Origin of the sequence: Butyricicoccus sp. AM05-1, assembly GCF_003474415.1 — a bacterium.
Classification (GTDB): Bacteria; Bacillota; Clostridia; order Oscillospirales; family Butyricicoccaceae; genus Agathobaculum; species Agathobaculum butyriciproducens.
Genome location: NZ_QUDG01000021.1, coordinates 1 through 14,121 on the forward strand (window position 1 = coordinate 1; position 14,121 = coordinate 14,121).

Annotated in this window: 15 protein-coding genes; 11 read left to right on the top strand and 4 right to left on the bottom strand. The window is 57.1% G+C overall.

Translation table 11 applies throughout. The features are described from left to right. Positions 1–239 (bottom strand): Gfo/Idh/MocA family protein (locus DW088_RS15210; RefSeq protein WP_158574725.1); only part of this gene is annotated, 239 nt, incomplete at its 3' end. Between the two features lie 259 nt (positions 240–498). Beyond that, positions 499–2,160, bottom strand: a complete 1,662-nt coding sequence (locus tag DW088_RS15215; RefSeq protein ID WP_118361886.1) for a solute:sodium symporter family transporter — start codon at positions 2,158–2,160, stop codon at positions 499–501. A 494-nt stretch (positions 2,161–2,654) separates the two neighbouring features. Between DW088_RS15215 and DW088_RS15220 the strand changes: the two genes are divergently transcribed. Then, complete coding sequence (locus DW088_RS15220; RefSeq protein WP_118361888.1) at positions 2,655–3,704, top strand: LacI family DNA-binding transcriptional regulator; 1,050 nt, start codon at positions 2,655–2,657, stop codon at positions 3,702–3,704. A gap of 52 nt (positions 3,705–3,756) precedes the next feature. Here the strand turns inward: DW088_RS15220 and yqeC are convergent, their stop codons facing one another. After that, complete coding sequence (gene yqeC / locus DW088_RS15225) at positions 3,757–4,392, bottom strand: selenium cofactor biosynthesis protein YqeC (RefSeq protein ID WP_243029994.1); 636 nt, start codon at positions 4,390–4,392, stop codon at positions 3,757–3,759. A gap of 273 nt (positions 4,393–4,665) precedes the next feature. Between yqeC and yqeB the strand changes: the two genes are divergently transcribed. From yqeB to DW088_RS15265, 8 genes are all read left to right on the top strand, one after another. Next, on the top strand, positions 4,666–5,457 hold the full coding sequence (yqeB, locus tag DW088_RS15230) for a selenium-dependent molybdenum cofactor biosynthesis protein YqeB (RefSeq protein WP_118361892.1): 792 nt from the start codon (positions 4,666–4,668) through the stop codon (positions 5,455–5,457). Between the two features lie 28 nt (positions 5,458–5,485). After that, a complete protein-coding gene (gene modA / locus DW088_RS15235; protein WP_118361894.1) occupies positions 5,486–6,346 on the top strand; it encodes a molybdate ABC transporter substrate-binding protein in 861 nt (286 codons plus the stop codon). A gap of 61 nt (positions 6,347–6,407) precedes the next feature. Further along, positions 6,408–7,085, top strand: a complete 678-nt coding sequence (modB, locus tag DW088_RS15240; RefSeq protein ID WP_118361896.1) for a molybdate ABC transporter permease subunit — start codon at positions 6,408–6,410, stop codon at positions 7,083–7,085. Beyond that, positions 7,076–8,113, top strand: coding sequence for a sulfate/molybdate ABC transporter ATP-binding protein (locus tag DW088_RS15245; RefSeq protein WP_118361898.1), 1,038 nt, complete (start codon positions 7,076–7,078; stop codon positions 8,111–8,113). Before modB ends, DW088_RS15245 begins: the two co-directional genes overlap by 10 nt. 5 nt (positions 8,114–8,118) lie before the next feature. After that, positions 8,119–9,066, top strand: a complete 948-nt coding sequence (gene moaA / locus DW088_RS15250; RefSeq protein ID WP_118361900.1) for a GTP 3',8-cyclase MoaA — start codon at positions 8,119–8,121, stop codon at positions 9,064–9,066. Between the two features lie 29 nt (positions 9,067–9,095). Beyond that, positions 9,096–9,530 carry an MOSC domain-containing protein gene (locus DW088_RS15255; protein ID WP_118361902.1) on the top strand — a complete coding sequence of 145 codons (435 nt, stop codon included), beginning with the start codon at positions 9,096–9,098 and terminating at the stop codon, positions 9,528–9,530. Beyond that, positions 9,527–10,549: a molybdopterin-binding protein gene (locus DW088_RS15260; RefSeq protein ID WP_118361904.1), complete on the top strand. Its 1,023-nt coding sequence runs from the start codon at positions 9,527–9,529 to the stop codon at positions 10,547–10,549. Before DW088_RS15255 ends, DW088_RS15260 begins: the two co-directional genes overlap by 4 nt. A 1-nt stretch (position 10,550) precedes the next feature. Then, the gene (locus tag DW088_RS15265; RefSeq protein ID WP_118361906.1) at positions 10,551–11,027 is read left to right on the top strand and encodes a MogA/MoaB family molybdenum cofactor biosynthesis protein; all 477 of its coding nucleotides are present in this window, start codon (positions 10,551–10,553) and stop codon (positions 11,025–11,027) included. Between the two features lie 424 nt (positions 11,028–11,451). Here DW088_RS15265 and selD read toward each other — a convergent pair whose 3' ends face one another. Further along, on the bottom strand, positions 11,452–12,489 hold the full coding sequence (gene selD, locus DW088_RS15270) for a selenide, water dikinase SelD (RefSeq protein WP_118361908.1): 1,038 nt from the start codon (positions 12,487–12,489) through the stop codon (positions 11,452–11,454). A gap of 104 nt (positions 12,490–12,593) precedes the next feature. Here selD and DW088_RS15275 point away from each other — a divergent pair, with 104 nt between their 5' ends. Both DW088_RS15275 and DW088_RS15705 read left to right on the top strand, forming a co-directional pair. Next, positions 12,594–13,682, top strand: a complete 1,089-nt coding sequence (locus DW088_RS15275; RefSeq protein ID WP_118361910.1) for a tetratricopeptide repeat-containing glycosyltransferase family 2 protein — start codon at positions 12,594–12,596, stop codon at positions 13,680–13,682. A 49-nt stretch (positions 13,683–13,731) separates the two neighbouring features. After that, positions 13,732–14,121: hypothetical protein (locus DW088_RS15705; RefSeq protein ID WP_199720452.1), on the top strand; the 390-nt coding region annotated here is incomplete at its 3' end.

Consider the following 14,121-nt stretch of genomic DNA (forward strand, 5'->3'; position numbering starts at 1 on the left):
TGGAACTGACCCGGGGTGGTAACTACAACAGCGTTTACGTCCGGATCATTGATTGCTTCGTTGAAATCGGTGTAAACCTTGGTGCCGGCACCGGCGATCTCAGCGCCCTTCTTTGCGCCTTCTTCAAATACGTCGCATACAGCAACGATGCGTGCATTGCGGATGCGGTTCTGGATACGCTCGATGTGCTCACGGCCGATCATGCCGCAGCCGATCAGTGCAATGTTCAGATTTTCCATGATGAATTCCTCCTAAAAAGTGATAAATTCGTGTTGTGCAGTTGCCTGCGTTATTTACGGTTTGTTTTGCTGCACGCGGCTTGCTCGAGGCTTTGCGTGCAATGCTCATTTCCGAGGTCAAGGTGATTATACATCCGCGTTCACGAGAACGCAAGAGGAAATTTCAAATTTCGTAAAAAAATTTTGCTTTCCGGCGGTGAGGACAATTCACCGCCGGAAAGCGAGGGATCAATGCACAAAGAGTGCAACAAGGGACAAATTAAGCTGCGATGCCGAGAGGAGAGAACAGGATATAGATCGCAACAGCGATAATCAGACCAATGATGGAAACTACATGACGGTACTTCCACGGGGTCAGATCAACTGCGCCGACGTCGTGAATCTCATATTCCTCACCCGGACGATACTTGTTCAGGTACCACATGATGAGCAGCTCGATCGGGAACAGAACAGCCATTGCGTACAGATAGTGGATCGGGTTGGACGAACCGGGATAGCACGGCTTGATCAGCAGGAAGGCGCCGTAGCATACAACGTGGAACACGGTGATTACCTTCGGCATATACTTCGGGATGCGCTTGAACATGAAGATGCCGAGGATGGTGCACAGTACCGGCAGGGATACGAACTGGCTCATAGAGTTCAGGAAGGTGGTAATGCCGCCGGCGTACATAACGAACGGAGAGATGACGATTGCTACACAGCCTGCGATGGTGCCGTAGATCTTGCCGACCTTGACGCACTTGGTGTCAGAAGCCTGCGGGTTGATGGACGAACGGTACAGGTCAAGGGTGAACATGGTGGACGCGGAGTTCAGCACAGAGTTGAACGAGGAGAGGATCGCACCGAACATGACCGCGGCGAAAAAGCCCATGACCGGCTTCGGAACGATCTCAGCGATCAGTGCCGGATAAGCAAAGTCGATTGCAGAGGAACCGGCAGCGGTCAGCTTGTCCTGAATGGACGGCAGGTAGAATGCGATAACGCCCGGAATAACGAGGTACAGAGGGCCGAGGCACTTGAGGAAGCCGCAGAAGATAGCGCCCTTCTGACCTTCCTTCAAGCTCTTTGCTGCGAGGGAACGCTGTACGAAGGACTGGTTGGTGCACCACCAGTACAGGTTGTTGAAGAACATACCGGTGATGATCAGCGGCCACGGAACTTCCGGTTCCGGTGCATTCCATGCGTTGATTGCGTTCATTTTGGCCGGATCTGCCTCTACCATGTACTTGATGCCGTCGAAAATGCCATGACCGCCAGTTGCTGCAGACAGTGCCGCGAAGCCGAGGAAGGGGATCATCAGACCGCCGATAATCAGACCGACGCCGTTGATGGTATCAGATACTGCAACTGCTTTCAGGCCGCCGAAAATCGCGTAGCAGCCGCCGATGATGCCGATGATGAGGCACAGGATGGCAACAGCCATGAACTTGCTGGTGCCGAGGATGCCGGAGATGTCGAAGATCTGCTCGAAAACGACTGCACCGGAGTACAGGATGACCGGCAGGTTGAGGATGGAGTACATAACAACGATTACCAGCGAGAACATCGTCTTGGTGCCCTTGCCGTAGCGCTCCTCCATCAGGGACGGGATGGTCATGGCGCCCATTTTCAGGTACTTCGGCAGGAAGTAGTACGCCAGAACCAGCAGGGTGAACATCGAGCCGACCTCCCATGCGATCGGGCCCATGTTGGTCTTCCAGCTCTGGCCGTTCAGACCGACGAGCTGTTCAGCGGAAAGGTTGGTCAGCAGCAGAGAACCGGCGATGACTACGCCTGGCAGGCCGCGGCCTGCCAGGAAATAACCCTCAGCGGTGTCGAGCTGCTCGTCGCGGGTCTTCCATGCGGAAATGACTGCAACGAGGACTGTAAACAACAGGAACGAGATTCCTGTCCATGCGAGTGAGGAGAAGAATGACATTTTGTTACCCCCTATAAGTAATAAGATGTAGTCTGTGGCGTTCTCGTGAACGCACCTTTTGAAAAATAATTCCCCGTCGAAAATGCACTTGAATCATGGGTGATGTTCACTGCGTTTTCAGGGGATTTATTTCGTTGTCTATAGGTTAGCACGATATCCTGCGCGTTTCAAGTCTTAAGAATGATATTCTGAATGATTCGGTGAACGCAACAAAAACACGGATGGTTTTTTGTGCGAAAGGACATTTATTTTCGTGAGCATGCGTGCAGAGGCGTGCACTATATTGGTAAAACTGCACGAAAAATAGACGATTTGTTTGTAAATAAGCCGTACAAAAACGGAAACGTGTAAATTTAAGCGGGGATACACGCAAAAAATAGTTGCAAGATGCGTGCAGTGTGCTATACTGTAAATAAAGAAAAAAGAATGTGGTGAGGCAACACCGCACAATGAAAGCTACGGTGCTTTCTATCACAGAATAAGGAGGAAAAAACATGGCTGTAACCGCACAGCAGATCGCGGAGCTGGCAGGCGTATCCCGCGGTACGGTAGACCGTGCGCTGCACAATCGAGGGCGCGTAAACCCCGAAGTAGCGGCTAAGATTCACAAAATTGCAGCAGAATTAGGGTATAAACCGAATCTGATCGGACAGGCACTGGTCAAATCCCGCCGGGAGTTCAAGCTGGGTGCGATTCTGCAGTCCACCGAGACGCCGACGATGCAGATCGTGCGTGCAGGCGTGCAGCGCGCCGCAGAGGAGCTTGCCGCCTCGGGCGTGGAACTGATCATGCGCGAAAACCGCGGTCTGGATACCGAAATGGTGCTTGAACACATTGAAGAGCTGGTTTCACAAGGCGTGCAGGGACTGGCTATCGCGCCGAACAACTCGCCGGAGATTCGCCAGTGCATTGATGAACTGTACGAACAGGGCATTCCGGTCATCACACTCAACTCGGATGCACCGGGCAGCAGGCGTCTTGCGTTCATTGGTATGGACAACTACCGCGCCGGACAGACCGCCGCAGGCTTGCTTCGGTTGATGCTGCCCGAGGGCGGCAAGGTGCTTCCGCTGGCGGGACACTTGAATAATACCGCACATAATAACCGATTAAACGGATTTATGGATACCATTAACGGCGAAACAGGAAACGAAATTGAACTGTTAGCATTTCAGCCGTGTTTCGACCGAGATGACTATGCCCACGAGATTACGCAGCACGCCTTGCGTGCCAATCCTGACCTGACCGGTATTTACGTTGCGTCCAATGGACAGACCGGTGCGTGCGCAGCTGTAGAGGAAGAAGGCCGAAAGGGCAAGGTCAAGGTCGTTGCATTCGACCTCAACCCGATGAATATGGAACTGCTCCAGTCAGATAGCTTGAGTTTTGTGCTCGATCAGAAGGCATTCGAGCAGGGCTACCGGCCGCCGTTCCTGCTGTTTGACTACCTGCAGAACAAAAAAACACCGGAAAAAGAACTGCTTTATACGGATATTGCAATCAAAACCAAGTTTAACAGCGACAAACCTGTAGGAATGGAATAAGAAAGAACCGCACATTGTGCGGTTCTTTTTAATGGAAAATGAATACGGTGATTTACTCTAAAGTGTGATTTAATGTTGTGCAAACAACCGTAAATCCGCTAGATTTCAGTGCTTCTGTGAATCTTTTCGCTATTTCTGGGGATACAGTCTCCGCCTGATTGAGCACAACGATATCCGCTAAGTGTTCTGCAATAATGCCTTGCGCGGCCAGCTCCGGCGTGACAATACCGCTCATGTGTGCACCGGTGCGTGCACAGAACAATTCCGGCCGGTGTACGGTTTGTTCGACCGGCTTTCCAAACCCGGATGCGCCCACGACGCACACGGTTTTGCGTGTATTCTCAGGTATGACCGGCTCATGCAAGGCGTGTGCCTTGAGCGGCAGCCGCTTGGAGCCGTCGGCCTCCACAATCACATAGTCAGCGGCGTCCGCGAGCACGGAAAAGGGAAGTGCCGGCGCGGTCAGCTTGCCCTCAGCGGCAGGCGTGCCCATGCAGATCACGCGGTGAAGCGCAAGTGCGCGGCGGACCTGTTCGATGTCATCCGTCACCAACAGGGGAATGCCCACAAACGGCAAAATGTGCGTGGAAGTCGTCAAAATCACCGTTCCGGATAATTCTTCGGCCAGTATACGCAGTAAAGTTGTTTTTCCGCCGCTGCCGATCACAGCGGTTATGCCTTTTATCATGTGTAATTGTTCACATATTTTCATAAATCCACCTAATACAGCCATGTTTACCGTAGGGCGGGAGGACCTCATCCCGCCGTTGTAAATTATCTGCATGTTGTTATATGCGGCGGGGGGAGGTCACCTCGCCCTGCAACCATGCTTTTATAATAGTATTATATCATGTCTGCCATACAGAAAAAATATTGACTTCACTCAACCGATACGCTATAATCATCGGTGGTAATCGTTATAGTTTGCAAAATACAACGAAGATAAACGGAGGAAAACGCCATGTTAGTCGTGATACGCGGTGCGGGAGACATTGCCACGGGGATTGCCTTGCGGCTGTACCGTGCGGGCATTCGTCTGGTGCTGACAGATCTGCCGCAGCCAACGTCGATCCGCCGTACAGTATGCTTTTCGGAAGCGATTCGATTGGGCGAAACAGTCGTTGAGAGCGTGCATGCACGCCGAGCCGATACTGCAGCCGAAGCGGCAGCACTAACCGAACAGGGCATCATTGCGGTGCTGGCCGATCCGGCGGCAAGCTGCGTGCAGGAGCTGCACCCTGATGCTCTGGTGGACGCGATTCTGGCGAAAAAGAACCTCGGTACGCACATCACGGACGCGCCAATCGTTATTGCGGTCGGTCCGGGCTTTACGGCCGGCGCAGACTGTCACGCGGCGGTTGAGACCATGCGCGGGCATACACTCGGACGGGTGCTGTATACGGGTTCGCCGCTGCCGAATACGGGCGTTCCCGGTGTGATCGGCGGCCAAGCGGCAGAGCGCGTTCTGCGTGCCCCGGCAGACGGCTTGTTCGAGCCGTGCCGTGAGATCGGCGATCTGGTCGAGACGGGAGACACCATCGCATATGTTGCGGGAAAACCCATGAAAACCACCATCACCGGCTGTCTGCGCGGTCTGCTGCAGGCTGGCGTACCCGTACATGAGGGTATGAAATCCGGTGACGTTGATCCGCGCGGCAAGCGTGAAAACTGCGATACCGCATCCGATAAGGCGCTTGCGGTCGGCGGCGGTGTGCTGGAAGCATTGCTGCACTTTTCCAACGTCTTTCATTAAGAAATCATAAAATAGAGGAGAAAAACCAATGAAAAAGAACTGTTTTGCAAGATTTGCAGCAGCGGCTCTGTCATTGGCAATGCTGGCGGGCTGCGGTGCATCCCAGAGCAGCAACAGCGCAGCTGTGGACACGGGTTCTGCAGATTCCGCAGAGCTGACCGTCTTTGCGGCGGCCTCCATGACCGAGACCCTGAACCAGATTGCAGAGGACTACAAGAGCGTTGACCCGAACGTCACCCTGACGTTCAACTTTGCCTCCTCCGGCGACCTGCTCACCCAGATCAAGGAAGGCGCGGACTGCGACGTGTTCATCTCCGCAGCGCCCAAGCAGATGAACGCACTCGATGGCTCTCTCAAGGACGACACCGACAAGAACCCGGACGGTCTGGACGAGCTGCTTGGCGGCACCCGCATTGATCTGCTCGAGAACAAGGTAACGCTGGCTGTACCGGAAGGCAACCCGAAGGGTGTGCAGAGCTTTGACGACCTCGCGGAAAAGCTGAAGAGCGGCGATGTGCTGCTTGCCATCGGCAACAGCGACGTACCGGTCGGCCAGTACACCCAGAAGATCTTCGCGCACTACGGTCTGGACGAGGCTGCGCTGGCTTCCTCCGGCGTGCTGACCTACGGCTCGAACGTTAAGGAAGTTACCACGCAGGTAAGCGAAGGCGCGGTGGACTGCGGCATTATCTATGCAACCGACGCATTCTCGGCAGGTCTCGACACGGTTGACGAGGCAACTGCTGATATGTGCGGTCAGGTCATCTATCCGGCAGCCGTGCTCAAGAACAGTACGCACGCAGACGACGCAAAGGCGTTCCTTGACTATCTGACCACCGATGAAGCAGGCAAGGTATTCGAGAGCGTAGGCTTTACCACGTTGGCATAATCTGATACAATAGAAAGGCGAGGGAGCAATCTCTCGCCTTTATTTGCAAAAGGAGACGATTATGGACTGGTATCCATTATATAACTCGCTGCGTATCGCACTTATTTCCACGGTTATCATCTTCTTCGCGGGGATTGCGGCGGCCTATTATGTTGCGCGTCTGCCGCGCGTGCTCAAAGGCGTGCTGGATGTGCTGTTCACGCTGCCGCTCGTGCTGCCGCCTACGGTGGTCGGCTATCTGCTGCTGCGCGTGCTCGGACCGAAAAGAACTGTCGGCGCATGGGTGCTCGCGCATTTTAATCTCAAGCTGACCATGGTCTGGTGGTCGGCGATTTTCGCAACCGCCGTTGTCATTTTCCCGCTCATGTACCGCACGGCGCGCGGTGCATTCGAGAGCTTTGACGAAACGCTTGCCGACGCAGGCCGCACGCTCGGCCGCTCGAATACCTGGATTTTCTGGCGGGTACGCATGCCCTGCTGCAGGCAGGGTATCCTCGCGGGAACGGTGCTCGCGTTTGCGCGTGCGCTCGGTGAGTACGGCGCAACATCCATGGTGGCGGGCTACACGCCCGGACGCACAGCGACCATTTCGACGACGGTCTATCAGCTGTGGCGCACGAATGATGACGCGCTGGCGTTCAAGTGGGTCGTGGTCAACCTTGCCATCTCGGCGGTGGTGCTGCTGGCGGTCAATTTGCTCGAAAAGCGGGAGAGAGGAGTGCGTAAGGCATGGCGCTGATCGTTAATATCGAGAAAACGCTCGGTGATTTTCACCTGAAAGTGAACTTCACTGCCGAGCGGGAAGTGATGGCGCTGCTCGGCGCCTCCGGCTGCGGCAAGAGCATGACGCTGGGGTGCATCGCGGGCATCGTGAGACCGGATAAGGGTCATATTGAACTGAACGGGCGCGTCCTGTTCGACAGCGAAAAGAAAATTGACCTGCCGCCGCAAAAGCGAAAAGTCGGCTGCCTGTTTCAGCAGTACGCGCTGTTTCCGCACATGACGGTCGAGCAGAACATCCGCGCGGGCGCACACGCCCGTCCGAAGAACGAGCGGGAACAGGCGGTGCGCGAAGTCCTGCACGCGTTCCGCCTGGAGGGACTGGAGAACAACCGTCCGAGTCAGCTTTCCGGCGGACAGCAGCAGCGGTGCGCGCTGGCGCGTATTCTGGTCGGGCAGCCCGAGCTTGTGCTGCTCGATGAGCCGTTTTCCGCGCTGGACGCGTACCTGAAATGGCAGGTGGAACTGGAGCTTTCGGACATCCTGAAAAATCTTTCGTGCGGTACGCTGTTCGTCACGCACAACCGCGATGAGGTCTACCGCTTGTGCGATACGGTGTGCGTGCTGAACAAGGGAAAATCCGACCCGAAGGAGACGGTCAAGAACCTGTTCCGCGCGCCGGCAACCATGGGGGCTGCGCTGATCTCCGGCTGCAAAAATGTCTCTGCCGCCGAGGTAAAACAGGATGGAACCCTGTTTTGCAAGGACTGGAACGTAACGCTCAAAACCGCACTGCATGTGCCGAAGGATACCGCTTACGTTGGCGTTCGGGCGCATTACTTCACTACAGATGGCGCGGAGAACGCCATTCCGTGCACGGTGGAGCGTGTGGTCGAGAACCCGTTTTCGACCGTGGTCATGCTGCAGACGACAGGCACAGGCAGGCTGCGGTGGGAGCTGGATAAGGCGGTCTGGGAGACGCTTTCCGGCACGGAAAAGCTGACGCTGTACGTCCGCCCAGAGGACGTCATGCCGCTGACGGAGTGAGCAAAATGCTGGATAATCAAGGAAGAAATATTCGCTATCTGCGGCTGTCGGTGACCGACCGGTGCAATTTCCGGTGCCGGTACTGTATGCCCGCTGAGGGCGTGTGCAAGCGGGAGCACAGTGAAATGCTGTCGTTCGAGGAGCTGACCGAGATCGTGCGGGCGGCGGTTTCGCTCGGTGTCAGCAAGGTGCGGCTGACCGGCGGAGAGCCGCTTGTGCGGCGCGGCATCGTGGACTTGTGCCGCAGTCTGCGTGCCATCAATGGGGTGCGGGAGCTTGCCATGACGACCAACGGCGCACTCCTGCCGCAGTACGCCGCAGAGCTGAAACAAGCGGGGGTTGACCGGCTGAATATCAGTCTGGATACGTTAAACAAGGATAAATTCGCGTCGCTGACGCGCGGCGGCTCGCTCGCGGATACGCTGGCCGGTCTGGATGCGGCGCGGCACGCCGGATTCCGCGGCACAAAGCTGAATGCCGTGCTGCTCGGCGGCGTAAACGAGGATGAGATTCCGGCACTGGCGCAGCTGGCGCAGGACGGAGAATTTGAGGTACGCTTCATTGAACTCATGCCGATCGGTGAGTGCGCGGACTGGCCGCGTGAGCGGTTTCTCTCTGCGGACGCGGTGCTGCACGCCCTGCCGGAGCTGCAGCGTCTGCCGAATGAAGGCGTTGCGGAACGGTATCGAATGCCCGGCTGGAAGGGGAAAATCGGTCTGATTCGCCCGATGAGCCACCGTTTCTGCGCCGACTGCGACCGCATCCGCGTTACCGCAGACGGCAGGCTGAAACCGTGCCTGCACTCGGCGCAGGAGATTCCGCTGCGCGGTCTGCACGGCGAAAACCTTGAACGCGCATTGCGCGAGGGTATGTTCGGGAAACCGGTCAGCCACCATATGCAATCCGGGCAGCCGAGTGAAAGCCGGAGAGGCATGAGCCAAATCGGGGGATAAATAATGGAAAATTGAGAATGGGAGGCACTATGTCAAAAGTAGCTGCAGTTTGTATTAGTGAACATAAAGGAACAAAAAAGCACCCGGTGGAGCGTATCACAGTGAAAGAAAACCACGGCATCGTCGGTGACGCGCACGCGGGCAGCTGGCACCGCCAGATCAGCCTTTTGGCGCAGGAGAGCGTGGACGAAATGCGCCGAACCGGTCTGGCGCTCCATGCGGGCGACTTTGCGGAGAACATCCTCACCGAAGGGATTGACCTCAAGCATTTACCGGTCGGTACGGTGCTCCGCGTGGGAAAAACGCGTCTGCAGGTGACGCAAATCGGCAAGGAATGCCATAATGACTGTGAAATCCGCCGTATGACGGGCAAATGCGTCATGCCGACCGACGGTATCTTTGCCATTGTGCTGACGGGCGGCACGATCACCGCCGGTGACGAGATCGAGGAGGAAAAGCCATGAAATGTATCAAAACCGAGGACGCGGTCGGTCATGTTCTGTGCCACGACATGACGCAGATCATCCCGGGCGTGAGCAAGGGGCCGCGCTTCCGCAAGGGCCACATCGTCACTGCGGAGGACATTCCGGTGCTGCTTTCGATGGGCAAGGAGCAGCTTTACGTCTGGGAGCTGCAGCCGGGTTTTCTGCACGAGAATGACGCGGCAGAGCGGCTGTGTGCGCTCTGTCAGAATGCCAACATGCGTAAAAGCGAGACAAAAGAGGGCAAAATCGAGCTTTCTTCGGACATTGACGGCGTATTTCTGGTGGATACCGAGCGGCTGAACGCGGTCAACAGCATTGACGAAATCATGATCGCCACCAGACGCGGCAACGGCATCGTCCATCCGGGTGATAAGCTGTGCGGCACGCGCGTCATCCCGCTCGTGATCGAGAAGGAGAAGCTGCGGCAGGCTGAGCAGGCGGCAGGCGGCACGCCGATTCTGGAAGTCCGCCCGTTTACGCTGAAAACAGCAGCCGTTGTTACCACCGGCAGCGAGGTCGCAAAGGGCCGTATTCCGGACAGCTTTACGCCGGTTGTAGAACGAAAGCTGGCTGCACTCGGCATCAGAATGACCGAGCACGTTCTGGTCGAGGACGGCATAGAGAACGTTGCGGCGGCCATCGAGCAGATGAAAAACAAGCCGGTCGATATGATCCTGTGCACGGGCGGCATGAGCGTCGATCCGGACGATTCCACGCCGGGTGCGATCAAACAGAGCGGCGCGGATATCGTCACCTACGGCGCGCCGGTGCTCCCGGGCGCCATGTTCCTGTTGGGCTACTACGCGGACGGCCGTCCGGTGATGGGTCTGCCCGGATGCGTCATGTACGCCAAGGCCACCATTTTTGATCTGGTTCTGCCGCGCATCGCGGCGGGCGTGCGGCTGACCAGGCGCGATTTTGTTACGCTCGGAGAAGGCGGTCTGTGTCTCGGCTGTGAGGTCTGCACCTATCCGCACTGCGGCTTCGGAGGTGTATGATATGCTGACAGCCAAGGTCATCACGGTCAGCGACCGGTCGTTCCGCGGTGAGCGGGAGGATTTGAGCGGCCCTGCCGTCAAGAATCTGCTCGAGCGGGCAGGCTACGCGGTCGGTGCGGTCGAGGTGCTGCCGGACGAGCAGCCGCGTATCGAGTCTGCGCTCATCCATGCCGCCGACGAGGAGAAGCTCGCACTCATCGTCACCACCGGCGGCACCGGCTTTGCACCGCGCGATGTAACGCCGGAGGCGACTATCAAGGTCTGCGAAAAGCTCGCGCCGGGTATCCCGGAGGCCATGCGGGCGGCATCCATGCAGATTACGCCGAAGGCATGTCTGTCACGCGCGGCAGCGGGCATTCGCGGCACGAGCCTGATCATCAATCTGCCGGGCAGTCCCAAGGGCGCGTGCGAAAATCTGCAGGCCGTGCTCGAACCCATTGAGCATGGGATTTATATCCTGCAGGGCGGGAAAGAATAATGGAGAATTGAAAATGGAGGATGGAGAATGAAATGTCAGATTTCAGTTTCTGCTCCGAATAGAAAACACCCCGAACCTGTGGTTCGGGGTGAGGCTGTCGCGAAACTACAGTTTCGCCGACAAGCAGGAACGGACCGTGGGCCGTTCCAGAGTCGTCCGAAAGTTCCTATACAGAAACTTTCTCCCTCCAGAAGTTCAAAAATGGTGATACATGCTCCCCCTTTTTGAGCATTTGCAGAGCAAATGCTATTTTATGCGCGCTGCCGCGCGAAATACTGAAAACTGCTGACTATACGACTTTTTCGACAGACTGACCCCGAACCTGTGGTTCGGGGTGTTTTTTTGATTGGGTTCTATTTCAAAAGAAAACGGTCAACTACCGTGTTAATTTTCCATTCTCAATTCTCCATCCTCAATTTTCAATTTACTCCAAATAGATCGAAAACTCCTGTTTCTCGGTAACATACCCGACGATTTTCGCCTCCGGCACGCTCTGCTGCAGTTCATCCAGACAGCCTTGCGCGTCCTGCTCCGGCAGGGCAAACAGCAGACCGCCGCTGGTCTGCGGGTCGTAAAACAAATCCTGCAGGGTGCGCGAAACCTTACCCTTGACACATACGCCGGCTTCCGCATACTGCCGGTTGCGGTACGCGCCTGCCGGAATCAGCCCCATCTCTGCCAGCGGGTATGCCTCTGCATGATAGGGTACGTCGTCCGCGCGAAGGTGCACGGAAACGCCGCTGCCCTGTGCCATCTCAAAGCTGTGGCCGAGCAGCGAAAAACCGGTGACATCCGTGCAGCTGTGCACCGGATATTTCACCATCACGTCACGCGCGGCCTTGTTGAGCGCAGCCATCTGGCGGTAGATGCGGTCAAGCACGGACTTTTCAACCAGATCCGCTTTTGCTGCCGTGGTCAGCACGCCAACGCCGAGCGGCTTGGTCAGAATCAGCACATCACCCGGCTTTGCACCGCTGTTGGTGAGCACTTTTTTCGGATGCACGAAGCCCGAAACCGCCAGTCCGTAAATCGGCTCGGCACCCTGAATGGTGTGACCGCCCGTGATGATCGCGCCGGCCTCGTAGGCCTTGTCGTAGCCGCCGCGCAGGATTTCCTGCACCGCATGATCGTCCATGCTCTGCGCCAGACACATGATGTTGAGCGCGAGCTTGGGCTCACCACCCATGGCGTACACGTCGCTGAGCGCGTTGGCAGCCGCGATCTGTCCGTACAGGAACGGATCGTCCACGATGGGCGGGAAGAAGTCGGTCGTCTGCACGAGCGCGGTGTTCTCGTCGAGCACATACACGCTTGCGTCATCGCTCTTGTCATAGCCGACGATCAAACGCGGGTCGGTATGCGTGCGAAAGCCTTCAAGCAGGTGTACGAGCGTTCCGGCGCCGACTTTTGCGCCGCAGCCGGCGCAGCCTGCAAGTTTGGTCAGCTTTACTTCGGTCTCCATCGAAAAATCTCTCCGTTTCCGTGATTTATTCTTCTTATTATACCAAAATCTGTGCAGATTAGCAACCTTCATTCGCCTTGCATAGACTGGTTGGGAGGGATGCTATGACGACCGTCAGCCTTTGCATGATCGTACGCAATGAGGAGAAGGTGCTCGCGCGGTGTCTGGACAGCGTGCGCGGCATTGTGGATGAAATTTGCATCACGGACACCGGCTCGACCGACAAAACGAGGGAGATCGCTGCACAATACGGCACTGTGCAGGTGTTCCCGTGGTGCGATGATTTCTCCGCTGCACGCAATTTTTCGTTTGCGCAGGCGCGCATGGACTATACGCTGTGGCTGGATGCAGATGATGTGCTTCTGCCGTCCGACCGTCAGAAATTGCTTGCGCTCAAAGCGGAGCTGGACGGCACAGTCGATGTTGTCATGCTGCCGTACCACACCGGCTTTGATGAACAGGGCAGACCGACGTTTTTCTGTTACCGTGAGCGGCTGCTGAAAACGTCTGCGCATTTTCGATGGCAGGGTGCGGTGCACGAGTGCATCGCGCCGCGCGGGAATATCCGGTACGGAGACGCGGCGGTGACACACCGCAAGCCGCCGTGTGCGTACTCCGACCGCAATCTGAAAATCTACGAAAACCTGCTCGCTAAGGGTGAAAAGCTGGATGCACGCGGCAGCTATTATTACGCGCGCGAGCTGCTGGCGCATAAACGGTACGCACAGGCAGTTGAAGCATTTGAAGTCTTTCTTGCGATGCCGGACGGCTGGGCAGAGAACAAAATAGATGCGTGCCTTGGTCTGTCGCAGGCGCTGACCGCCCTCGGAGAGCGCGAGCAGGCAAAGCGGGCACTGACCCGCTCATTTGCACTGGAGGTGCCGCGCAGTGCCGTGTGCTGTGCGCTTGCAGCCCTCGAATACGCGGATAACCGCGCAAGACAGGCGGTGTTCTGGTACGAAACCGCCATTCGAGCCGCAAGCACAGCGCCGCGCGGCTTTGTTGATGTGAGCGCCTGTGCTTATGCGCCGGCACTCGGCCTGTGTGTCTGCTGGGACAAATTGGGAGACCCAAAGCAAGCCTGTGCCTGGAACGAACGGGCAGCACTCGTGCGTCCGCAGTCGGCGGCGGTGGCGTACAACCGACGGTATTTTGCCGCGCAGGGTCTCACCGCAAAGCCGCCTTCGGCATAGATTGAACTGCCGGAGATTTCCGGCAAATCGGAAGGAAGGGAAGAACGACATGAACGATCGACAGGACTGCTGCGGCAACTGGGAACGCCCGAGCGAACGCTGGCAGGAGCGCGTGTGCGATGCGGTGATGGGCAACGGCCGACCGGATGCGATGGGACCTCCCGGTCCTCCCGGTCCTCCGGGTCCGCGCGGACCGCGAGGAGAAAGGGGACCGATGGGGCCAATGGGGCCGAGAGGCATTCCGGGGCCTCCGGGACCGCCGGGCTTCCCGGGACCCATCGGCCCAACCGGCCCGACCGGCCCGACCGGCCCCGCAGGTGAAGCAGGCGCAGTTGGCGCGACCGGCCCGACCGGCCCCGCAGGTGAAGCAGGCGCAGTCGGCGCTACCGGCCCCGCAGGCGCAGTCGGCGCCACCGGCCCGACCGGCCCCGCAGGTGAA